The organism is Paenibacillus sp. OAS669, from assembly GCF_014873645.1.
GTDB classification, from domain to species: domain Bacteria; phylum Bacillota; class Bacilli; order Paenibacillales; family NBRC-103111; genus Paenibacillus_S; species Paenibacillus_S vulneris.
Window position 1 is genome coordinate 180,537 of record NZ_JADBDR010000007.1, and the last position, 19,189, is coordinate 199,725.

A 19,189-nucleotide genomic window follows, 5' to 3' on the forward strand; every position below is an offset into this window, starting at 1 on the left:
TCAGCAGCGGTTGCCCGCGGTTTACCCTTTTAATGAACCTACCAATGCCCCTTTTACGAAAAACCGTTGAAGGAACGGATACAGGATAAGCACCGGCAAGCTGGATACGATAATGATCGCGTATTTCATAAGCTCCAACCGCTTCTGCTGCTCCTGCGAGCCGTCCTGCAGGTTTTGCAAATCGGAGCCTTCGTTCATGATCAGAATGTTTCTTAGTATCACCTGAAGCGGCTGCATCGCATTGCTCTTCAAATAGATGAGCGCCTGAAAATACGAGTTCCAATGTCCTACCGCATAGAACAGCACCATGACGGCGCAAATCGGAAGCGCTAAGGGAATCGCTATTTTCAAGAAAAATTTCATATTCGTACAGCCGTCGATCATGGCGGATTCCAGTACCTCACCCGGAATGTTCGACTGGAAGAATGTCCGTGTAATGATCACATTGAAGACGGATACGGCGTTCGGAATGACCATCGCCCATACCGTGTTCAGCATCCCCAGATCTTTGATCAACAAGTAGGTCGGAATTAATCCGCCGCCGAAGAACATCGTAAAGACGAGCAGGAACATGAACACGTTTCTCCCGACCAGATCGGTTCTGGAGAGCGCATAGCCGGCCGAAATCGTCAATACGACATTAATCGACGTCCCTAATACAGTATACAGCAGCGAATTGCGAAACCCGAGCCAGATGGACGGTTCGGTCAGCACCTTTTTATAGCCGTCCCAGGTCAAGTGATCGGGGAAAAACAGCAGCTTGCCCGAGTAAATCAGATCCGGGTCGGTGACCGAGGCCATGACGACGAAATAGAGCGGATAAATGACCAGAATCAGTAAAATGGTTATTAACGAATAATTGACCAAGTCGAATGCGGCATCGCCTTTTGTTTTTGGAAGCTTCATCCTGTCACCCCTTTACCATAGGCTCGTCTGTTTAAGCGATTTCGCGATTTTGTTGACTGTAATTAATAGAATAAAGTTAATCACGGTATTAAATAGCCCGATCGCCGAGGCGTAGCTGTACTGAGCCTGCACCAGACCCGCCTTGTACACATAGGTCTGAATCGTCTCGGAAGCGTCGACATTCAACGAGTTTTGCATCAAATATACCTTTTCGAACCCGACGCTCATCATATGCCCCATATTCATGATCAGCATAATAATCACGGTAGGCATGATGGACGGAACGTCGATGTGAAGCACGCGCTGCAGCTTGGTTGCCCCGTCCACTACCGCCGCCTCGTGCAAGTCCGGGTTGACCGCCGTCAGTGCGGCCAGATAGATGATGGTTCCCCAGCCTACGCTTTGCCACACGCCGGAAAAGACGAAGACCGATTTGAACCAGGCCGCTTCCCCCATAAAGAAGATCGGCTTGATTCCGAATATGCCCAGAAACGTATTGACCGCTCCTGTTTTCGGAGAAAGCAGCAAGGAGACAATTCCTACGACAACCACCGTCGAGATAAAATGAGGTGCATAAGTAACCGTTTGCACGACTTTCTTAAAACGTTCGCTGGTCAGCTGATTGATCATCAGCGCCAGTATAATCGGTGCCGGAAAGGCAACCAGCAGCTCGTATACGCTGACCCCGATCGTATTTTTGATAATGGTGCCGAATTGATACGATTCGAAAAATCGGGTGAAGTTATCGAAGCCTACCCATGGACTTCCGCTGTAGCCTTTGATGGGATTGAAGTTCTGGAACGCTATCTGCAATCCGTACATCGGTACGTAATGAAAAATAATAAAGTATGCAAGTGTCGGCAGCAGCAGCAGATATAAATCATAGTTGATTATGATGCTGCGGAGTTTTTTGGCTGCTTGTGACTTGGACCGGCTCTCTCCTTTTATTATACCCGGCTGCACTGTATCGGTTTGTTGCGCCATCCTGATCGTTCACCTCCATGTTGTCTATGCCATGCATGTAATCGCTTTTATAGGTTTATTTAACACCGGTCCGGTCCTCTCTGTATATAAGCGAGATCTGCCCACGCACTATGCGAAACTTGATCTGGCGAGGGTTTCAGGGGCCAATAGGTCAAAATGTACCTGCACATATGCCGATTTTGCATGCGTTTACAACAAAGAAGCCCCGCCGCAGGCGAAGTCCGGTTGTACGGCTGCTTCGACTTACGTCAGGGCTGTTCAATATCATGGGGCTGATCAAGCGCGCTGCTGCTTGCGGTATTCTCCGGGAGTGACTCCGACGGATTGCTTGAACTTGCGTATAAAGCTGGACACGTCGTAATATCCGACCTGCAGTACAATTTCTTTAACGGAACGATCATCCGTACGGAGAAGCAGCTTCGCCTGATCGATGCGGATTTCATTCAAATAGTCCATCACGGTACGACCTGTCTGCTCTTTAAAATAACGGCTTAAATAGGACAAGGACAGCGAGAAATGGTCCGCAATCTTTTGCACGGAAAAGTCCGGCTCATTGTAATGATTCTGAATATACTGCGTTATTTGATCAATGAGTGCCGTCGGGGACGCCGGCTTATGCTCCTTGAGCGACTCGCAGAGCGTAGCGCAGGCGGTAGTGAACAAATCGGCTATTTCATCCAGCGTGGTGAAATCGGTCAATGCCATAACATCGGGAAAGCTTCCGTTGGAGCTCCCCGGCTGCTTTTTCTCAACCACCGCTATGAATTTGCGGATCATATCGTAGCAGAGCTCTCTGGCGATGAACAGCGTCAGCCCGCTTTGCTTCATACGGACGGCGATCTGCTGAACCTCCTCCGAGATCCGGTCCGGACTGCCGTGCTGCAGCACGATATCCAGATCATCAAGCACCCGTCTCGGATTAAACACATCCTCATAATGATGTGCCATCATTTCATCGAAGAACAAGGCTCTCTGGCTGCCCCGGATCAGCTTGTAATCGATGGCGGTCGAAGCCTCCAGATAAGACCGGCCGACCTGGGTCAGCTCGGCGTATACGTTTCCGACCCCCATAGTAATGGGAGCCTCGAACACCGTGCTTAAATGCTCATGCAGCTGCAAAAGCCATGCCTTCCACTCCTCCGGCGGGCCTTCGACAGACAGGATGAACATCGCCCGCTTGTCCTCCAGGCTGTCCTTGGAATAGCCGATGTAGCGGCCTCCGAGCTTCTGATCCACCTCCTGAATCAGTCTGTCCTTATAAGGGACCAAGGAGGACGGATACTCCAGAATCATCACCGCGGCAAGCGGATTCGGAAAGACGATGCCCACTTCCTTGCCCCGCTCATTCATGTCCTCCAGCGTCTTCATCTCGCCTTTCAAGAGGCTTCCTAATAAGTGCTCCTTGACGGCGTACCGGTTCTCCTCCAGCTTGCGGCCCAGCAGACGGTTCGAATTGACCATATCATGAATGACGCTGCCGATGGCTTCAAATTCATTCGCTTTGCGAATCGACTGCCCGCGAACCGTCTCCACCAGCGAAGCCAGCCGCTTGACCGGCTTGTAGTTAAACAGCATGACGAGATAGACCAGCAGCGATCCGGCAAGAAAGATGATCAGCAGACTGTTGATCCATTCGACAATAACCCGGTTGACCGGGGCCATGACGGAGGATTGAGGCTGCATCGTGACGTAGAGCAGTCCGCTCTTGGCTGATTTTTGATACGTAACGGCATACGGTTTATTCATAATATCGAGCTGCGAGCTTCCTCTTTCCTTTGTCAGCTGCTTGTAGAAGGCAGGATCCTTCAAATAGTCCTCCTGCTTGTATGCGGACAGCACCTGCCCCTTGGAGTCGAATACGACGGCATTGCCCTGCGGCAGCGTCAGCTCCGGATTCAGCCCCTTCAGCAGCATGTCCTCCTTCAGCATGAACATGACGGTTCCATAGGGACGCTGGCTGTTGATCGGTATCGGGACGAGATACGTAATGAACCGCTGGAACGGAAGCCCCTCAATCTTCACATCCTCGGCAGGCCGCAGCAGCTGCGCGGACAGGCTGTTCAAATCCTCCGAGAATTGCTTACCGTTCCAATCGGAATAATGATAAAAATCCGTCACGAAGTCTTTCACTTTATACACGCTCAGCGAGGAGTACAGGTAATCTGTCCCTCGAATGTTAAGCAGAATTTCGCGGATGCTATCGTCCACGACCTTGCTTTCCAGCACTTTTTTGCCTTCATACATGCTGAGCGTATCATGAGTAAGAACATAAGGGGAGAGCTCCGGCGTCTGGGTAATTTGCCCGGCTATTTTGTTCATCTGGATCAGCTTCTGATCCACTTCGTCCTGCAGCTTATCGAGCAGCGCCTGATTATTCCTCTCCACTTCATTGCCTACAATATCGGCCAAACGCAGATACCCGGTCGTCCCCAAAAAAAGCAACGGAAGCAGGAGCAATACTATGTAGGACAAAAGGTACCGATAAAAGACCGGCAGCCGGTTAATCGCTGATTTCATCCCATCATCCCCTCCGTATGGTTCTCGATGTAAGCCCGGTGAAGCTGACGGTCCGCTCTCCCGGCCGCCCGGCAGGCTTCCTCTCCCGCTTCTTGTTCACCGTGCATTTAACGATGGAGCCTCGTAAGCGTCAGCTGCTGAGGCATCGCATCCTGGCACGTCAGCTCTACAATAGTGCAATCGGTACCGCCTTCGACGACGCGGATGCGGCTGTCCTCTCCTTGCCCGGTCCAGCTCCCTTTGAGCGTTATCCGCAGCATATGCGGCCTGCTCTCGGCATGAACCCATGCACGGGAATATAAGCTGACCTCCACCTGCCTGCCGTTCTCGTCATACTGATCGGGCTCCGTGCCCTCATATAACCGGAGATCCGGATCTACTGCGCTGACAATCAATCGGTCGCCGTCCTCCCGAACCATCACCATGCAAGGGGTATCCACGGCGGATACAGGACCTATGTTTGCGCTTTCATTCGCCTCGAACCAGGCATAGGCCGTCGTCCGGCTCTCCCGGTCATACACTGTATGCACTGAACGGTCCTTGCGGAGCACGGTATATGCCGCCTGATCCGGTACAAGCATGGCGTCGTAAAACCGCTTGATCCCCTCGCGATCCGTCTGCACGAGCATCGCGTATTCATAGCCGGCGCCTTTGGGAGCCATCCCGTGATGGAGCCACGCAGCCGCAAACCGGCCCTCCGTATCAGCATCCGTCGCCTGGTGCTTCGAATGCTGAAGCGACTTCGATACGGCCAAGGTTTGACCTGCCGGAAGATAGTATCCGTTGCCCTTATTATCTAACATCCATGCCGGGTTGTCTAATTCCAATTCCCTGCCATAAGGGAACCTGTCGACAGCCTTATCCGCATTCAGCCATAGGGCTTCGTTAGGATCGGCCAGATGGTTTTGAAACAGTGTAGTCCCGGTAGGATGCACATCATTCTCGTTCTTGATATCGCTCCCGAGGCAGATAATCCGGTTATCGAAGAAGAAAAAGGACTTTCTCGCCCGATGCGACCCCTCATACTTGGGATGCTCATGCAGCTTCATCGCGAACATGCCGTTGCGCCCTTCCAGATGCAAGCCACCGGCGTAGGTTTCATCGGAAATCAGCATCTCCTCGAACCCGCTGAACGTATCCACGTTGCGTACATCGGAACGCAGCTCGGCGATAGGCTTGTAAATCGTCGTCGTTCCCGGCCAGCGGTTCCAGTCCCAGCCGTCATGGTGATAGCCGCTGTCCTCATGATTAATAGGGTCCCCATGACTCATAATTTGCAAATGCCCGTGCGAAATGTATCTTCCGTACAAATTGGCGCTGACATAAGTCTCGTTAGCCCACAGGTACCGGCTATGCCCGCGGACTCCCGCCAGCCACGAGCCTCTGCGATGAATCGAGAGCGCCGCATAGTTCATCGTCCAATGGCCGTTCGGATCCGGCTCCGGCGTCAGGCCCATAGCCTTCAGACGCTCCCCTGTCGCCGTCGGTTGACCGGGCTTCAGCAGCCGCAAATAGGCGGCGGCCGCCTCCTCATCGATTTCCTCCGTTCCATCCGGTGTGCCGGCTAACGCCATATATTCGAACGGCTCGAGCTCGAGAGCCCATTTGCCGGTAGGATGGCGCGCCGACAAGCTGATCAGCCATTCGTATTTGTTCGAATAGAGTCTCATCGCCAGCAGCGCTTTGCGAACCGTCTCGTGCGCCTCCGGCGTCACCCGGTATTCCGTACCGCTGGTAAAGTACATAACCGGCGTCACACCCAGAAACCCTCCGACGGCGTAAGCGGGATAATGATTGACGTGATGATAGGCTGACCCGTCGATCTTGTAAGCCGCGCGCAAGCCTCTTGCCGGAAGAAGTGACTGGCTCAGCCACAGCTTGAAAGCCGTCAGCTCGCGAACCTTGAACGGCGTATCGTCCATGATCAGCAGGCTGGCGAGCATTCCGTGCAAGGTCGTATTGAAGATATCGACATTGCCCTCCACTTCTTCGAGCGGCGTATGAATGCGCCCCGCTCCGCTGAACCAATACATCGTGCGCTGAGTCCGGTCAAGACGCTCCTCCTCACGTAAAACGCGTCTCATTAAAAAAGCAGCCGGGTAAAAATAGCGGAAATTATAGCCGAAGTGATGCACCGTTCCCTGCGAGCTCCCATATGCCCAGCCCTGGTCCTCCAGATAGTCGGTCAAATCCATGAACATCTCTTTTAGCCGTTGCTTCCACTCCCCATGATCTGTAGAACGGTAGCAGACCGCGATATCCATCATGAGCCTCGTGTATTCCTGCAGCTGCACGCTGTTTGCAAGCCTCTTTAAACGGTCCTTCTCTGGCTCCGGAAAATGATCGAAAAAGGGAAGCTCCACCGGCCGTCCCGAGATACCGTCAGCGGAAAATGAAATATCATAGGATGCGAATTTGCCTTCGATTCGCTGCATATCCTCCGCCGTCACGGGCCTTTTCTTCAGGAAGTATGCCTCGAACCGGTCTTCCATCCTCCGATGGCTGTCGAGCTGTGCAGGCGTAATCTCCTCCGGGACGGGAAGTCTCCACTCCAGCTCTTTGAAGGCATACAAGCCGAGCCAATGAGCGTTCGCCGCCGTGTCCGCACGAAGATTGACGAACGGGACCTGAACATCCCGCGTATGAAACCGGGGATCAATAGGGGTACACAGCAGCATTTGATCCATATACAATGTGCCTGCCCCGGCCGATTTCGGCCCCCTGATAATGAGACAATCCATCTCGGGATGAGGCGTTCCCTGCATATCCCGCTCGTATGCTACCCAGGCTGTGCGCCACCCCAGAAAATTAAGCCGAAAATCAAACTCGCAATCCACCTGCTCTCCATCCTTGCGGCCAAACTGGAAGGTCAGCTTATCCTGTATCGGGCGGGGATTATAAATCCATACCGCGAAGGAGGCTCTCGCCTGGCTCCTGGAGCCCTCCTGAAACGGCCGATACCCGATAGGCCCCCTGATCTTCAGCACCGCTTGGCCCGAATAATCCCATTGCAGGCTATGGGCTCCGTCCTTATACCGCCGATTGCTGATTGCAAGCCGTGACTGTCCGTCCGGTATGAAGCTCCCGGGAACACCATCCTCAAAGCTGTATATCACTGTCATCCTACTCCCTTCCATCCTTGGTATCCGCCCATACGGACCCTTATAGACGTTTTATTTCAACGCATAAACGGTCAAATTCGCATATTCCCCTACCAGCGGGGCCATCTGCCGGAAGCCGATCTTCCCTCCGCCCAGCCGCGGGCCGTAAGTGCAGCCGTCATCCGTCCATCGGAGGACGGTCAATCCGTTGACCGAGAAAGCGATGTCCGCTCCCTGCTTGATCAGCTCCATCCGGTAGACGCCCTGCGCATCCTCCACGTCCGGTATCGGATCCGCTCCCTGGCAGACGAGATGAGCCCCGTGGCTTTTGCGCAGGTTGCACGTGTGGAACGCCCGCTCCTCCGGATACCTGCGGCGGAAGTACGACACATGCAGAGCGTTGATATCCCCGTTGTGGTAATGCTCATACGGCCCTGTCCGCTTGGCCAGATGAGGAGCAAACAAATCCTCCCCTTGACGGCCGGCTGCGGCAAAGAACAGCATGCAAAGCCCCGGCTCCCTTATCGGCCGAAAATCCCAGGCAACGGCAATGTCCGCCGGAAATGTCTCCGGACACCAAAATACAAAATTGGAAGCCTGCCCCTCCTCGGGGTCCAGCTTATTCTCCATGCGCATGGCCCCGTTCGGAAACGATGCGGATGCCTCTCCCTCCAGACGAAAACCGCTTACATCTTTCTCCGCAGCGAGAGGATTGTAATAAATCATCTGCTTATGTACGTCCAACGCTTGTCGCTCCCCCTGGTTTAACCCTATAAATAATAAACAAGTTTAAGCAACAACCCGAGCGATTGTACATAAGCCGTTTCTTTCCGGGGATATGCGAAATTTGCTTCATCCCGCAGCAGCAAGGGTTTCCGGATGTGCCAGGCTTGGCTTCACGCGGACCAAATCCCGAAGTCGCTCCCTATGCAGACAACGCATTTTCTTCATACATACCGTAACTTATTCGCCTCTGCCTCGTTTATATTTATAAGCCCGGAACGCTTGGGACAAGCCAACTGGAAACATTTTATTAAAGGGTTTGGGAGATGGCTGCCGAAATGTTAGAACAACGGAAGTTGGATTTCAACAGATCAGCAAGAAAAGGAGGCATTCCATTGGTTTTAACAACACAAAGACTAGGCAAGTATATGATGCTGACGGCTCTGGCCTTTCTTATCTTATTCAGCAGTCTGGCACTGCCCGCAGACCGCGCGTTTGCGTTCAAATACGGCTATCAAGGAGCTCCGCAAAATACGGTCGGGGTTACCCGCCCCACGCTGACCTTTTATTTAAAGACGGACACGGACTTGATGCCGATCGCTTATTCCATGTTCTTGAACGGCACGAGTGTTCCCGCATCCTACGACAGGGAGCAAGGAGCCTTCACGTATACCCCGGACAAGGATTTGACACCCGGCAGCTATACGGTCCGCATGTCTGTAACCTTCAAGGGCTATCAGCCTTTGGAGGAATCCTGGACGTTCACGGTTGCCCAGAATGCCCAAAGCCAATTCGCGGCTGCAGGACCGGAGCAGCTGGCAGCATTTAATGCCCTTAATGATTACCGTACGCTATACGGGCTTCCTCCGGTCAAACTGAATGAACGGCTGAATGCCAGCGCCACCGCACATGCGAGCTACTTGAATGTTAACGAGGTTAAGCAAACGAACAGCAGCCAAGAGAGCCTTCATCTGCAGGAGGCGGGCAAAAAGCAATTCATCGGAGCGACTCCGCTGGAACGCGCCGCTTACTACGGTTACACGTCCAAGGTCGGAGAAGATGCCGCTTATGTATCCGGAAGCACCAACGAAGCAATGGATTTGTTATTCGATGCGCCGTATCACAGAAATCCGTATCTTGATCCTAACGTGAGCGAGATCGGTGTCGGCAGGGTCGGCGACTATACGATCATTGAGTTCGGTTATGCATCTACGGTAACGAACCAGCTCGTCGTATCTCCCGTACCGGGAGACCGCTATGTTCCTACCACCTTTAACGGCAACGAGGACCCCGACCCGCTCCGTATTCATTCAAGCGCCAATTATCCGGTCGGCTATCCCATCATGGCCCAATATTACGGAACAGGGACCGACAAGGTGAAGCTTGTCAGCGCCGAACTGACCGATAACGCTAAGCAAAAGGTGGACATACTCGTCAATACGCCGGATAACGACGACAAGCTGACGAACGCCTTCATCCTCTTGCCGAGCAAGCCGCTGCAGGCCAACCAAACGTATCGCGTGAAGCTGAGCGTTCAAGTCACCAAAAGTGACGGCAGCACGGTGAATGAGAGCAAAGAGTGGGATTTCACCACCGAACCGGTGGCCGGAATCGGTAAAACCAAGCTGCACCAAGACTCCGGCAAGTATAAGACTGCCGCCGTTACCGTGGCTCCGTTCTTACGTACGGCCAGCTTCGGGCTGGACGACAGCAGCTACTCCGTTGACGGCATCAGCTTCCCTATGAAAAGACAGCCTGCCATTGTCGACGGCTTCTCCTATTTGTACATCCGCGACCTCGCGGCCGCACTAGGGGCCGATGTGGATTGGGATAACTCCAAGCGGGCGGCCGTCTATACGAAGGGCAATATGAAAGTGACGCTGTATACAACCCAAAACGCCTATGAAGTGAATGGGCAGCTGAAGCAAACGGACACGCCGGCCCGTCTGATCGGCGAAAATACGATGGTACCCGTCCGGCTCCTAGCCGAAGTATTGGGTGCCAAAGTAGACTATATCGATGCAACACGTACCGTGAAGCTGAGCTATTAATAAGTGGCTTCGCTCCATAAAAATTTAAGCCTCCATTGCGGCCTGCAAGCCTGCATTTGGGGGCTTTTTAGCATGTTTTTGTTCGCATTTCAAGAAAAAATAAGCGAACAAGAGAAAATAAGAGCTTTCATTTTCTGAAAATCCCCGCATCCGCCATCCCTATTGATGAGCTTCATTCCCCTTTTTGTACGAACACTTGTTTTTAAAGTTTGCCCCTTCTGAAGATGCCCTGATAAGATAATGTCATTTCTAATAAATGGGAGTGGATACTAATTATAGCTCGTTTTCCGGAATGGATTACTTTTTTCACCAAGCAGCTGCTCCGTGCCAAGGGAGCTCTTCTGCTCGTATCACTTTTGACGCTAGCGGTTACGATGTGCAGCGCACTCACTCCCGTCTATATAGGACAGGTCATTGATGAGCTCACGAAGCTGCAGAGCCCGGGGCTTCTAAGGCTGACAGCTCTCCTGCTCGCCTCCCTGCTGCTAACCGAGCTGCTCTCGGTACTACGGAAGTATGTTTCGACCAAGGTTATGATCAGGCTGACCTACGAATGGATCCATGATGCCTTAGCCGCTATCTTGAATACGTCGGCCGATTTCTTCACCCGGACTCCCAGGGGCGAAATGCTGCAGAGATGCATCCAGGACATCCGAACAATTCAGAAATTCGGGTTGTTTACCTTGCCCGGGTTCGTTCAGGAATGGCTGCTTGCCTGCACCGCTGCGATCATCATTTCAAACATCTATTGGCCTATCACCGTCATGATCATCCTCTGCTATATCGTACTGTTCCTGCCGGTCTACTTCTTCGCTAAGCGGCGGACCCAGTCCCGAAAGCAGTTCATGGTGCACAACGCCGTCCTGCGGCAAAGCCTGCTGGAACGATTAGAGTCCGTCAAGCAAATCAAAATATTCGGAACCGAGAAGCACGAATACCGCCAGTTTCATTCGGAGCAGCAGCGCTGGGCCGAGCTGTCCCATCAAGAAGGGATCGTCAATGCGACCTACAAGGGCCTCCAACGAGTCCCCGATGCGCTGGCGCCCGCGCTCGTCTTCATGTTCGTTGGCTGGCAGGTCATGATGGGGACGGTAACCTTCGGTCAGCTGATGACCGTCATTGCGTTTATCCCGGCCCTCAATGCCCCGGTACGGACGTTCTTCGGCTTGTTCGTCGTCTTCGCAGATATCCGTCTCCGTGTGCAGGGGCTGCTGGAATATGTGGAGCTCCCTGTCGAGCCAGGGAAGAGGAACGGGCTCCGTCAGTTGCCGGATTACAGGGGGTTGCCGATCTCCTTTCATAGTGTAACGGTACGGACGGATCGAGGCGCAAGCCTGAGCGGCGTTTCCTTCACGATCCAGCCGGGCGAGCATATCGCTATTGTCGGGCCGAGCGGAGCCGGCAAGAGCACGCTGCTCAAGCTGCTCACCAGGCTTCAGGAGCCGACCGAGGGAGAGATACGGTTCGGTGACATCCCGCTGAACGAGCTCGATGCGACGCAGCTTAGGAGGAGGACCGGTTATATGACGCAGGAGCCGGTCCTGTTCCGCGACACGCTGCTGAACAACCTGACACTGCTCCGGCAGGCGGATCAAGCAGAGGTCGAGACATGGATGCAAGCGCTGGACGCCGAAGATATCGCGGCGATGCTTCCCGACGGCTACAACACTGTCGTCGGAGATGGCAGCTTCCCGCTATCCGGCGGACAGCGGCAGCTGGTCGGCTTGATCCGCACTTTGCTGAAGAAGCCCGACCTGCTGCTGCTTGATGAGGCCACCTCTTCCCTCGACCAGACGAGCGAAGCCATGGTGCTGCAAGCGCTGGGGCGGCATATGCGGGGTATCACACGCATCAGCGTAACTCATCGCCTGAGGGGAGCGCAGCTGGCGGATCTTATCTTTGTCATCGATCAGGGCCGGCTCGTGCAGGCGGGGACTCATAACGAGCTGCTCACAGATCAAGACGGCGTATATGCCCGGCTATGGTACAGCGAGCAGCGGCAAGAGGAATTGCGGGAAGCGCAGGATGCCGTCAAGGAACGAGGTGACCTTTCCTATGTCTGATATGCAAGTCCTACTAACCGACAACAAACGCAAAGCGATTCGGTCCTATCTTCGACAGCAGCTCTACTCTCACCGGTGGATGCTGGCCCTTAATCTAGGTAACGTCGTCATCCGAAGCCTTTTATTTCTCGTCCCTCCGGTCATGACCAAGTATGTGCTGGAGCAATTGCTCCCCCAAAGGGACTGGAATCTGCTGCTGTGGGTCAGCATGGGCATTGCTCTGGTACCTATCGTTGGCAGCGCCATGATCGTGCTTGAGGTGTTCGCCGACAAAGCGCTGCTGCGCCTGGCCGGTCTGGGGCGCGCCGATTTGTTCAACGGCCTTCAGCATCAGCCTCTGTCCTGGCTTCGCCGTCAGCCGCATGGCGATCTTATTACCCGTAGCCTGGATGATACGCAGAGCATAACCAACTTTGTCTCAGGCAGCTTCCTATGGATGTGCTTATTAACGGTCAGCATATCGGCCGGAGCTGCCGTCATGCTGTACCTTTACTGGAAGCTGGCTCTTATCATCCTCATCCTCTGGATCGGCCATGCGGTGCTGGTAACCCGGCTCGGGCAGCATATCAAACAGAAAACCGCCGATGCAGCAAAGCAAACATCCCGCTTAACCGAATCTATGAGAGAAATTATCACCGGCGCACATTTCATCAAGTCGGCCGGAATCGAGGCCAAGGCGCTCGGCACTGTCTCCTCCTGCTTACAGGAGGAATGGGGTCATACGAACCGCACCATGCTCTACGAGCATCTGGCGCAGCTGTTCAACATGTTCCTTTCTTCCCTCTTCCTTGTGGTCATGTACTATGGGGGCGGAAGAGCCGTCATCCAAGGTGAAATTACGCTTGGTTCTCTCGTTGCTTTCATTGCTGTGTACAATTGGATACGCCCGTTTGCCATCACTTTGCTGGACACTTATGTCATGGGCAAAAAAGCAGCTTCAGCTGCGGACCGGGTTGCCGAAATAGCCTTCTCCCTCCCGGAACAAGCAAATACCTGCGCTGCGCCTGTCAGTGATTTCTCTATTCGGGCCGAGCAGCTTTCTTATTCCTACGGAGAGCGCCCTGTCTTGCGGGGCATCAGCCTCCATATTCCTTCCGGCTCGGTGGTTTCCATTGCGGGACATCGAGGGTCCGGCAAATCGACTTTAGCCGATCTGCTGCTCGGCCTTGCCGAGCCTGCCGCAGGAACGCTGCGTATCGGGGGCGTCCTGACGGACGAGCTGGACAAGGATTGGCTGCGCCGGCATCTGCTCTGCGTAACCCAAGACGCCTCGCTCCGAAGCGGCACGATTCTGGATAACATCGTGTACGGCTGCGAGAACGCTTCTCCCGATCAAGTCCGGGAAGCCGTCGAGCTCGCCGAGCTGGGCGATTGGCTGGCCGTTCTGCCGGATGGCCTGAACACCCGGGTAGGCGAGCAGGGCTTCTCCTTATCCGGAGGAGAGCGTCAGCGAATCGGTATTGCCCGGGCACTGCTGCGAAAACCGGCCATTCTGATTCTCGATGAATCTACCTCCGCATTGGATTTGGGAACGGAACAGCGGCTTCTAAGCCGTTTAACCGCAGCTCTCAAAGACTCCACGGTTATTTTTATCACGCATCGCCTGTCGGCCGCCAAGCTGTCGGACCAAATTGTTGTCCTTCAAGACGGCGCCTTGGCGGAAGCCGGCACCTGGGAGGAGCTGATTGAGCGGAACGGAACGTTTCGAAAGCTTTGTCAGGACGCCGAATGATAAATCTGCACAGCAAAAGACCGCCCGGTACTTCCGGACGGTCTCCTGCCACAAATGGCTTCTCTTACTTCCACTCCACCCTTTGGAGGACTCGGTGCTTCATCAAGGATAAAATAAAGTCGGTATAAAAATCATGTCTGACAATAAATTGATACGCTTGATTCTTGAATGCGTAGAAAAACACGTCGGTCAATACTTCATTATGCTCAAACTCGTTCTGGACCGCCTTCAGCTGCTCCTCTATCGATCCGCCTCCGATGACTCGAATGCGGAATTCCACATCCTGCCCATTGGCCGTTTCATTAAGCTCGATATTTTGCTCATCATAAGTGTAAGTCAGCTTCATCCTACCTCACCTGCCCTCGTTCATAGTAAGTACCTCAAGTAAATGTACGCGCTGGATAATATGATGGATAATATCATTAAAGGAAAACCGAACTTCAAAAATTTCATGAAGGTAATAGGGTACCCTTCCTTGCTGGCCAACCCGGCGACGACCAGGTTCGCACTGGCACCGATCAACGTTCCGTTGCCGCCCAGGCAAGCGCCCAAGGCGAGACTCCACCATAACGGCTCGAGGTTATCGACACCCATCGTCCCCATCTCCTGAATCATAGGAATCATCGTAGCTACGAACGGGATGTTGTCGAGAAAGGCAGAGGCTATTGCGCTCAGCCACAGAATGAGCATCGACGAGGCAAACAGGTCCCCCCCGGTAATCTCAACCGCCTTCTTAGCCAGCATAGCGATAACTCCGGTTTCTACCAGGCCTGCGACGAGAACGAACAACCCCACGAAGAAAAATAACGTAACCCATTCCACGCTGTGAAACGCTTTTTCCAGCATCCGTTCTCCCGTCAGAAGCAGGAGAAGAAAAGCACCTGCCAGCGCAACCGTCGCCGATTCCATGTGAAGCGTTTGGTGAAGGAAGAAGCCCAGGATCGTAACCCCGAGGACAATCAGACACTTCTTCAGCAATCTGCTGTCGGTGATCATCGAGTTTTCATCCATTTCCATAATGCTCTGCTGGAGCTCGGGAGTCGATTGTATCTGCTTGCGGAACATCAAGAGAAATATAGGTGTGTACACCAGCATAATAATAACGGCAATCGGCGTCAGGTTATAGATAAATTCCATAAACGTCAGTTCCTTGACTGCGCTGCCGATCATGATGTTCGGCGGGTCTCCGATTAGAGTGGCCGTCCCCCCCACATTCGATGCTATAATTTGCGTGAACAAAAATGGGATCGGGTTGATTCTCAGCTGTCTTGTGATGCTTAAAGTGACCGGAACCATGAGCAGGACGGTCGTCACATTATCCAGAAATGCGGAACCCCCGGCTGTCAGAGCTACCAGGGCTATCAAAATTCGGGTCGGCTTTCCTTTGGCCAGCTTGGCCGACTTCAGGGCGACATATTTGAAGAGTCCTGTCTCCGCCGTTATCCCTACGATAATCATCATGCCTACGAGCAAGCCGATCGTGTTGAAATCGATATGATGTATGGCCGTCTCTTGATTCACAATGCCCAGGACGATCATCAGAACGGCGCCTAGAATAGCGAGGATGGTGCGATGAATTTTTTCAGAAATAATCAGTGCATAGATGATTAAAAAGATGGCAATGGCCAAAATCGCTTGATGCTCCATACTTCCTCCTCTTTATTTTGGATTGTTTTTCGCCAAAATTTGCGTGAATGGACAAAAAAATACAAAAAGAGCCCTTGGGTGACAGGCTCCTCCTAAAATTCCGCATATGAAGATATAATTCGATCTTACCTGCTTTCTTCATGAAAGTAAAGCTTCCCCTTTCATAATCAGACTGAAAAAAGCAGATCGGAAACAAAAATAGACTTTCCCTCCGTCTGCATTCGCCGACTCCCCTGCTAGATTCATAGCATAAGGTAAACAGGGGAGGTGGCTGTGATGGGCAGAAAAAAGCAAAAAAACATCAATAACGTCCAAGTCGATAAAAGCAGGGTCAAGTTCAAAGCCAAACAATCGGCTAACGCTAGTGTGAATCAGGGAGGCAATGCATTCGCTATCAACGCTAACGAGCTGGGCGTTATTCGTGTTCGTGCAGGCGGCTAATCATCGCCAGGGAGACGATCGAGACGGGAAGGCAGGCAATTCGCCCGCTCTCCCGCCTCTTCTTACATAATTGAATGATAGACTTGATCATCAGATTTGCGGATGCCTTTACCGCTTAAGCCTCTCTTCCTACGAACAACTTCCTTTTTACTTAGGGGCAAACACGCTTGGAATGAACGTAGTCGTCCAAGGAACATAAGTAATGAGCAGCAAAATAGCGAACATGACGATCAAGAAAGGAATCAGCCGGATCGTAAGCCGTTCTACGCTAACCCCTGTCGTTGCCGATGCGATAAACAATACAGTGCCGAAAGGCGGATGCATCAAGCCGATGGTCAGGTTGATGACGATAATGGCTCCCAAGTGAATCGGGTCGACCCCGAATTGCGCTGCAATCGGAAGCAGAATCGGCGTCAGGAAGATGATGCCAGCCACTCCTTCGAGGAACGTGCCGATAACAATGAGCAGAATGTTAAGCAGAATAAGGAACATGAACGTATTGCCGGCAAGATTCAGGAACACCTCCGCAATCATATGCGGAATGCCTTGAAGATGCAGGACCCATCCGAAAATATTCGTTGTCGCAAGCAAGAACGATACGGACGACGTCGTAATAATCGTACGGACGAGAATTCCCGGAACATCCTTAAGCTTCAATTCCTTATACAGAAATGCACCGACCAGGATGGCAACGAAGACTGCCACCGCCGCAGACTCTGTAGCCGTAAAAATCCCTGTCGTAATCCCGACCATGATCAGAACGGGAATGAGAAGCGCCGGAACAACACTAAACAAGCTCTGTACGATTTCTTTGGTCGAGCTTCTCTCCAGCTTATTGCTGCTTGTTTTTCTGAAGGTGACATAAATAATGATGCCAAAGCCAAGGGCGAACAGGATGCCGGGAATAATCCCAGCGAAGAACAGGCTCCCGATGGATACGCCAGAAGTTACCCCGTATATAATGAACGGCATGCTCGGAGGAATCAATGGCCCCATAATGGAGGCACTTGCGGTAAGCGCCGTACTGAATTCCTTGTTGTAGCCCTGCTTCTCCATCTCCGGAACGATCACTTTACTCATAATGGCGGTTTGCACATTGGAGGATCCGACGATCGCCGCCAGGAACATATTGGCTACGACGTTAACGTAGGCAAGCCCTCCGCGAAGATGGCCGAAGATTACGGTGGCAAAGTGAATCAAGCGGTTCGTAATGCCCCCGCGGTTCATGATTTCACCTAGCAGGACGAACATCGGAATCGCCACAAAGCCGAAATTTTGCAGGCCGTTGAACAGCTTCGAGGGCAAGGACTGCAGCGAAGCGATATTACCGGTGGAAAAAACGTAAATCAGGGTCGTGATCCCAAGCACGAAGGCTACGGGTACGCCGATGAAGAGCAAAATGACAAAGCCTGCCGCGGAGCTCATTGTGCAGCACCTCCCTTTTTACCACTAAAGAAGGCTTGAAGCAGGTGAACCATATGCTCGACCGTAAATATCGTCATGCAGAGCATAGAGATCGGTACGATGAGATACAGCTTCCACATTTTCATAGACAATGCCGGTGATAACAGGTTCATCACGCTGGGGCTCATAATCCAAACCGTGGAGTAATATCCCATCACGACGGCAAAGAATAGAATGCTGAGCTGGATAGCCAGAGATCCAAGAATACGGCCCCGTTCGGGAAGACGGTTGAGCAGGAACGTCACCGCAGCCATATCCGACCGCTTGACGGCAAGAGAGGCTCCCAGAAAAGTCGCCCAGCAAAACAAATACAAGGAAAGTTCGTCCGCCCAAAAAATGGGCGAACTCAGCACATATCGGAAAAACACAGCTACGATCATATTGATGGCCAATACAGCTCCAACCGCAATACTAACCCATATCAAGAACTTATCCAGCGCGAGGGTGATTAACGAGAGGGGGCTGCTTCCTGAAGGTCTGTCGCTCATGCCAAGCACCTACTTCTCTTGTTTGATTTTGTCTGCCTTTTCCAGGAATTTTGCAATTTCAGGCGATTTCTTGCTCCACGTTTCTCTAACCGATTTGACGACAGGATCATACTCCTCGCGCTTAACCTCGTTCAGCGTCAAGCCCATTTTCGTTTTCGCTTCGCTTAACAGCTTGTCTTCATTCTTCTGAATATCTACACTGTTTTGCTTCGTTTTCTCGAGTACCGTGTCTTTAATCAGCTTCTGGTCTTCCGGAGACAGGCTGTTCCACAAATCTTTATTGATCAGAATACCTCCGGCCCAGTACATGTGCTTGTCAGCGTTCAAATATTTGGCGATTTCCGTCAATTTCTCCGACGCCAACGACTCGGAATCAATGTCGACCCCTTTGATGACACCGGTTTGCAGGGACGTATACACATCGGTCAGAGGCATTGGCGTTGGACCTGCCTTCAGGCCGTTCCAATAATCGAGAATCGTCGGGCTCGGCGTGGTACGCAGCTTATAGCCCTCCAAATCCTTCACGCTTTGCACCGGCTTCGTTCCAAGAATGTAACGGAAGCCGGAGGAAGCATAGCCCAAACCAACGACATTTTCATTCTTCAGCGTATCGAACAGCTTCATCGATTCATCGCTGGTCCACAGCTTATAGGCTTGTTCGTGCGTATCGACCAAATACGGCATCAGCCAGGCGCCGAACGCAGGGGAGGAGTTACTTAGCTGCGCCGTCGTAATGACAGCCATTTGAATAGTGCCTGTATTAAGCTGCTGCATCATGTCCGTTTCATTGCCAAGCTCGCCGCCGGGGAAATATTGAGGCGAAATACGGCCGTTGGTTTTGGCCTTCAGCTCATCGCCGATATTTTTGAGCGTTAAGCTCAGCTGGCTGTCCGCCTTTGTAATGTTGGCCATTTTAAAGACGATTTTCTTATCTCCTGATGCCGTTCCTCCAGCAGTCTTCCCGTCCGCGCCTCCATTGGCGTTACCACAGCCTGCCAATGCGGATACCATAAATAACGACGACAACAGCAAACCCATACCTTTTTTCAAATGCTTCATAAACTCCACCCCT

14 protein-coding genes are annotated in these 19,189 nt (G+C 52.5%); 4 read left to right on the plus strand and 10 right to left on the minus strand.

Features of this window, described 5'->3' with window-relative positions:
• Nucleotides 1-21: 21 nt before the first annotated feature.
• From GGC63_RS17250 to GGC63_RS17270, 5 genes are all read right to left on the minus strand, one after another.
• Nucleotides 22-906 carry a carbohydrate ABC transporter permease gene (locus GGC63_RS17250; RefSeq protein ID WP_192703339.1) on the minus strand — a complete coding sequence of 295 codons (885 nt, stop codon included), beginning with the start codon at nt 904-906 and terminating at the stop codon, nt 22-24.
• A gap of 12 nt (nt 907-918) precedes the next feature.
• Nucleotides 919-1,890: an ABC transporter permease gene (locus tag GGC63_RS17255; protein WP_192703340.1), complete on the minus strand. Its 972-nt coding sequence runs from the start codon at nt 1,888-1,890 to the stop codon at nt 919-921.
• Nucleotides 1,891-2,166: 276 nt separating this feature from the next.
• Nucleotides 2,167-4,407: a helix-turn-helix domain-containing protein gene (locus GGC63_RS17260; protein WP_192703341.1), complete on the minus strand. Its 2,241-nt coding sequence runs from the start codon at nt 4,405-4,407 to the stop codon at nt 2,167-2,169.
• 107 nt (nt 4,408-4,514) lie between these two features.
• Nucleotides 4,515-7,529: a chondroitinase family polysaccharide lyase gene (locus tag GGC63_RS17265; protein WP_192703342.1), complete on the minus strand. Its 3,015-nt coding sequence runs from the start codon at nt 7,527-7,529 to the stop codon at nt 4,515-4,517.
• Between the two features lie 51 nt (nt 7,530-7,580).
• The gene (locus GGC63_RS17270; protein WP_192703489.1) at nt 7,581-8,234 is read right to left on the minus strand and encodes a YesU family protein; all 654 of its coding nucleotides are present in this window, start codon (nt 8,232-8,234) and stop codon (nt 7,581-7,583) included.
• Between the two features lie 392 nt (nt 8,235-8,626).
• On the opposite strand from GGC63_RS17270, the gene GGC63_RS17275 reads away from it, so the two are divergent.
• The 3 genes from GGC63_RS17275 to GGC63_RS17285 all read left to right on the plus strand — a co-directional run bounded on the left by GGC63_RS17275 (nt 8,627) and on the right by GGC63_RS17285 (nt 14,077).
• The gene (locus tag GGC63_RS17275; protein ID WP_192703343.1) at nt 8,627-10,282 is read left to right on the plus strand and encodes a stalk domain-containing protein; all 1,656 of its coding nucleotides are present in this window, start codon (nt 8,627-8,629) and stop codon (nt 10,280-10,282) included.
• A gap of 341 nt (nt 10,283-10,623) precedes the next feature.
• A complete protein-coding gene (locus tag GGC63_RS17280) occupies nt 10,624-12,345 on the plus strand; it encodes an ABC transporter ATP-binding protein (RefSeq protein WP_264082069.1) in 1,722 nt (573 codons plus the stop codon).
• Entirely contained in the window at nt 12,338-14,077 is a 1,740-nt protein-coding gene (locus tag GGC63_RS17285; RefSeq protein ID WP_192703345.1) for an ABC transporter ATP-binding protein, read from the plus strand. The genes GGC63_RS17280 and GGC63_RS17285 overlap by 8 nt, the downstream gene beginning before the upstream one ends.
• Before the next feature lie 64 nt (nt 14,078-14,141).
• Here the strand turns inward: GGC63_RS17285 and GGC63_RS17290 are convergent, their stop codons facing one another.
• Both GGC63_RS17290 and GGC63_RS17295 read right to left on the minus strand, forming a co-directional pair.
• A complete protein-coding gene (locus GGC63_RS17290; protein WP_192703346.1) occupies nt 14,142-14,423 on the minus strand; it encodes a hypothetical protein in 282 nt (93 codons plus the stop codon).
• A 20-nt stretch (nt 14,424-14,443) separates the two neighbouring features.
• Entirely contained in the window at nt 14,444-15,724 is a 1,281-nt protein-coding gene (locus tag GGC63_RS17295; RefSeq protein ID WP_192703347.1) for an SLC13 family permease, read from the minus strand.
• Between the two features lie 276 nt (nt 15,725-16,000).
• Here GGC63_RS17295 and GGC63_RS17300 point away from each other — a divergent pair, with 276 nt between their 5' ends.
• On the plus strand, nt 16,001-16,165 hold the full coding sequence (locus GGC63_RS17300; protein WP_179136241.1) for a hypothetical protein: 165 nt from the start codon (nt 16,001-16,003) through the stop codon (nt 16,163-16,165).
• Between the two features lie 147 nt (nt 16,166-16,312).
• Here GGC63_RS17300 and GGC63_RS17305 read toward each other — a convergent pair whose 3' ends face one another.
• The 3 genes from GGC63_RS17305 to GGC63_RS17315 are packed head-to-tail and all read right to left on the minus strand — an operon-like array spanning nt 16,313 to nt 19,176.
• On the minus strand, nt 16,313-17,590 hold the full coding sequence (locus tag GGC63_RS17305; protein ID WP_192703348.1) for a TRAP transporter large permease: 1,278 nt from the start codon (nt 17,588-17,590) through the stop codon (nt 16,313-16,315).
• Nucleotides 17,587-18,117, minus strand: coding sequence for a TRAP transporter small permease (locus tag GGC63_RS17310; RefSeq protein ID WP_192703349.1), 531 nt, complete (start codon nt 18,115-18,117; stop codon nt 17,587-17,589). Before GGC63_RS17310 ends, GGC63_RS17305 begins: the two co-directional genes overlap by 4 nt.
• 9 nt (nt 18,118-18,126) lie before the next feature.
• Complete coding sequence (locus tag GGC63_RS17315) at nt 18,127-19,176, minus strand: TRAP transporter substrate-binding protein (RefSeq protein WP_192703350.1); 1,050 nt, start codon at nt 19,174-19,176, stop codon at nt 18,127-18,129.
• Nucleotides 19,177-19,189: the final 13 nt, after the last annotated feature.

Coding starts and splice junctions, on each gene's coding strand:
- GGC63_RS17250 (WP_192703339.1), bottom strand. CDS start 906: ATGAAGCTTCCAAAAACAAAAGGCGATGCCGCATTCGACTTGGTCAAT.
- GGC63_RS17255 (WP_192703340.1), bottom strand. CDS start 1,890: ATGGCGCAACAAACCGATACAGTGCAGCCGGGTATAATAAAAGGAGAG.
- GGC63_RS17260 (WP_192703341.1), bottom strand. CDS start 4,407: ATGAAATCAGCGATTAACCGGCTGCCGGTCTTTTATCGGTACCTTTTG.
- GGC63_RS17265 (WP_192703342.1), bottom strand. CDS start 7,529: ATGACAGTGATATACAGCTTTGAGGATGGTGTTCCCGGGAGCTTCATA.
- GGC63_RS17270 (WP_192703489.1), bottom strand. CDS start 8,234: ATGATTTATTACAATCCTCTCGCTGCGGAGAAAGATGTAAGCGGTTTT.
- GGC63_RS17285 (WP_192703345.1), top strand. CDS start 12,338: ATGTCTGATATGCAAGTCCTACTAACCGACAACAAACGCAAAGCGATT.
- GGC63_RS17290 (WP_192703346.1), bottom strand. CDS start 14,423: ATGAAGCTGACTTACACTTATGATGAGCAAAATATCGAGCTTAATGAA.
- GGC63_RS17295 (WP_192703347.1), bottom strand. CDS start 15,724: ATGGAGCATCAAGCGATTTTGGCCATTGCCATCTTTTTAATCATCTAT.
- GGC63_RS17300 (WP_179136241.1), top strand. CDS start 16,001: ATGGGCAGAAAAAAGCAAAAAAACATCAATAACGTCCAAGTCGATAAA.
- GGC63_RS17305 (WP_192703348.1), bottom strand. CDS start 17,590: ATGAGCTCCGCGGCAGGCTTTGTCATTTTGCTCTTCATCGGCGTACCC.
- GGC63_RS17310 (WP_192703349.1), bottom strand. CDS start 18,117: ATGAGCGACAGACCTTCAGGAAGCAGCCCCCTCTCGTTAATCACCCTC.
- GGC63_RS17315 (WP_192703350.1), bottom strand. CDS start 19,176: ATGAAGCATTTGAAAAAAGGTATGGGTTTGCTGTTGTCGTCGTTATTT.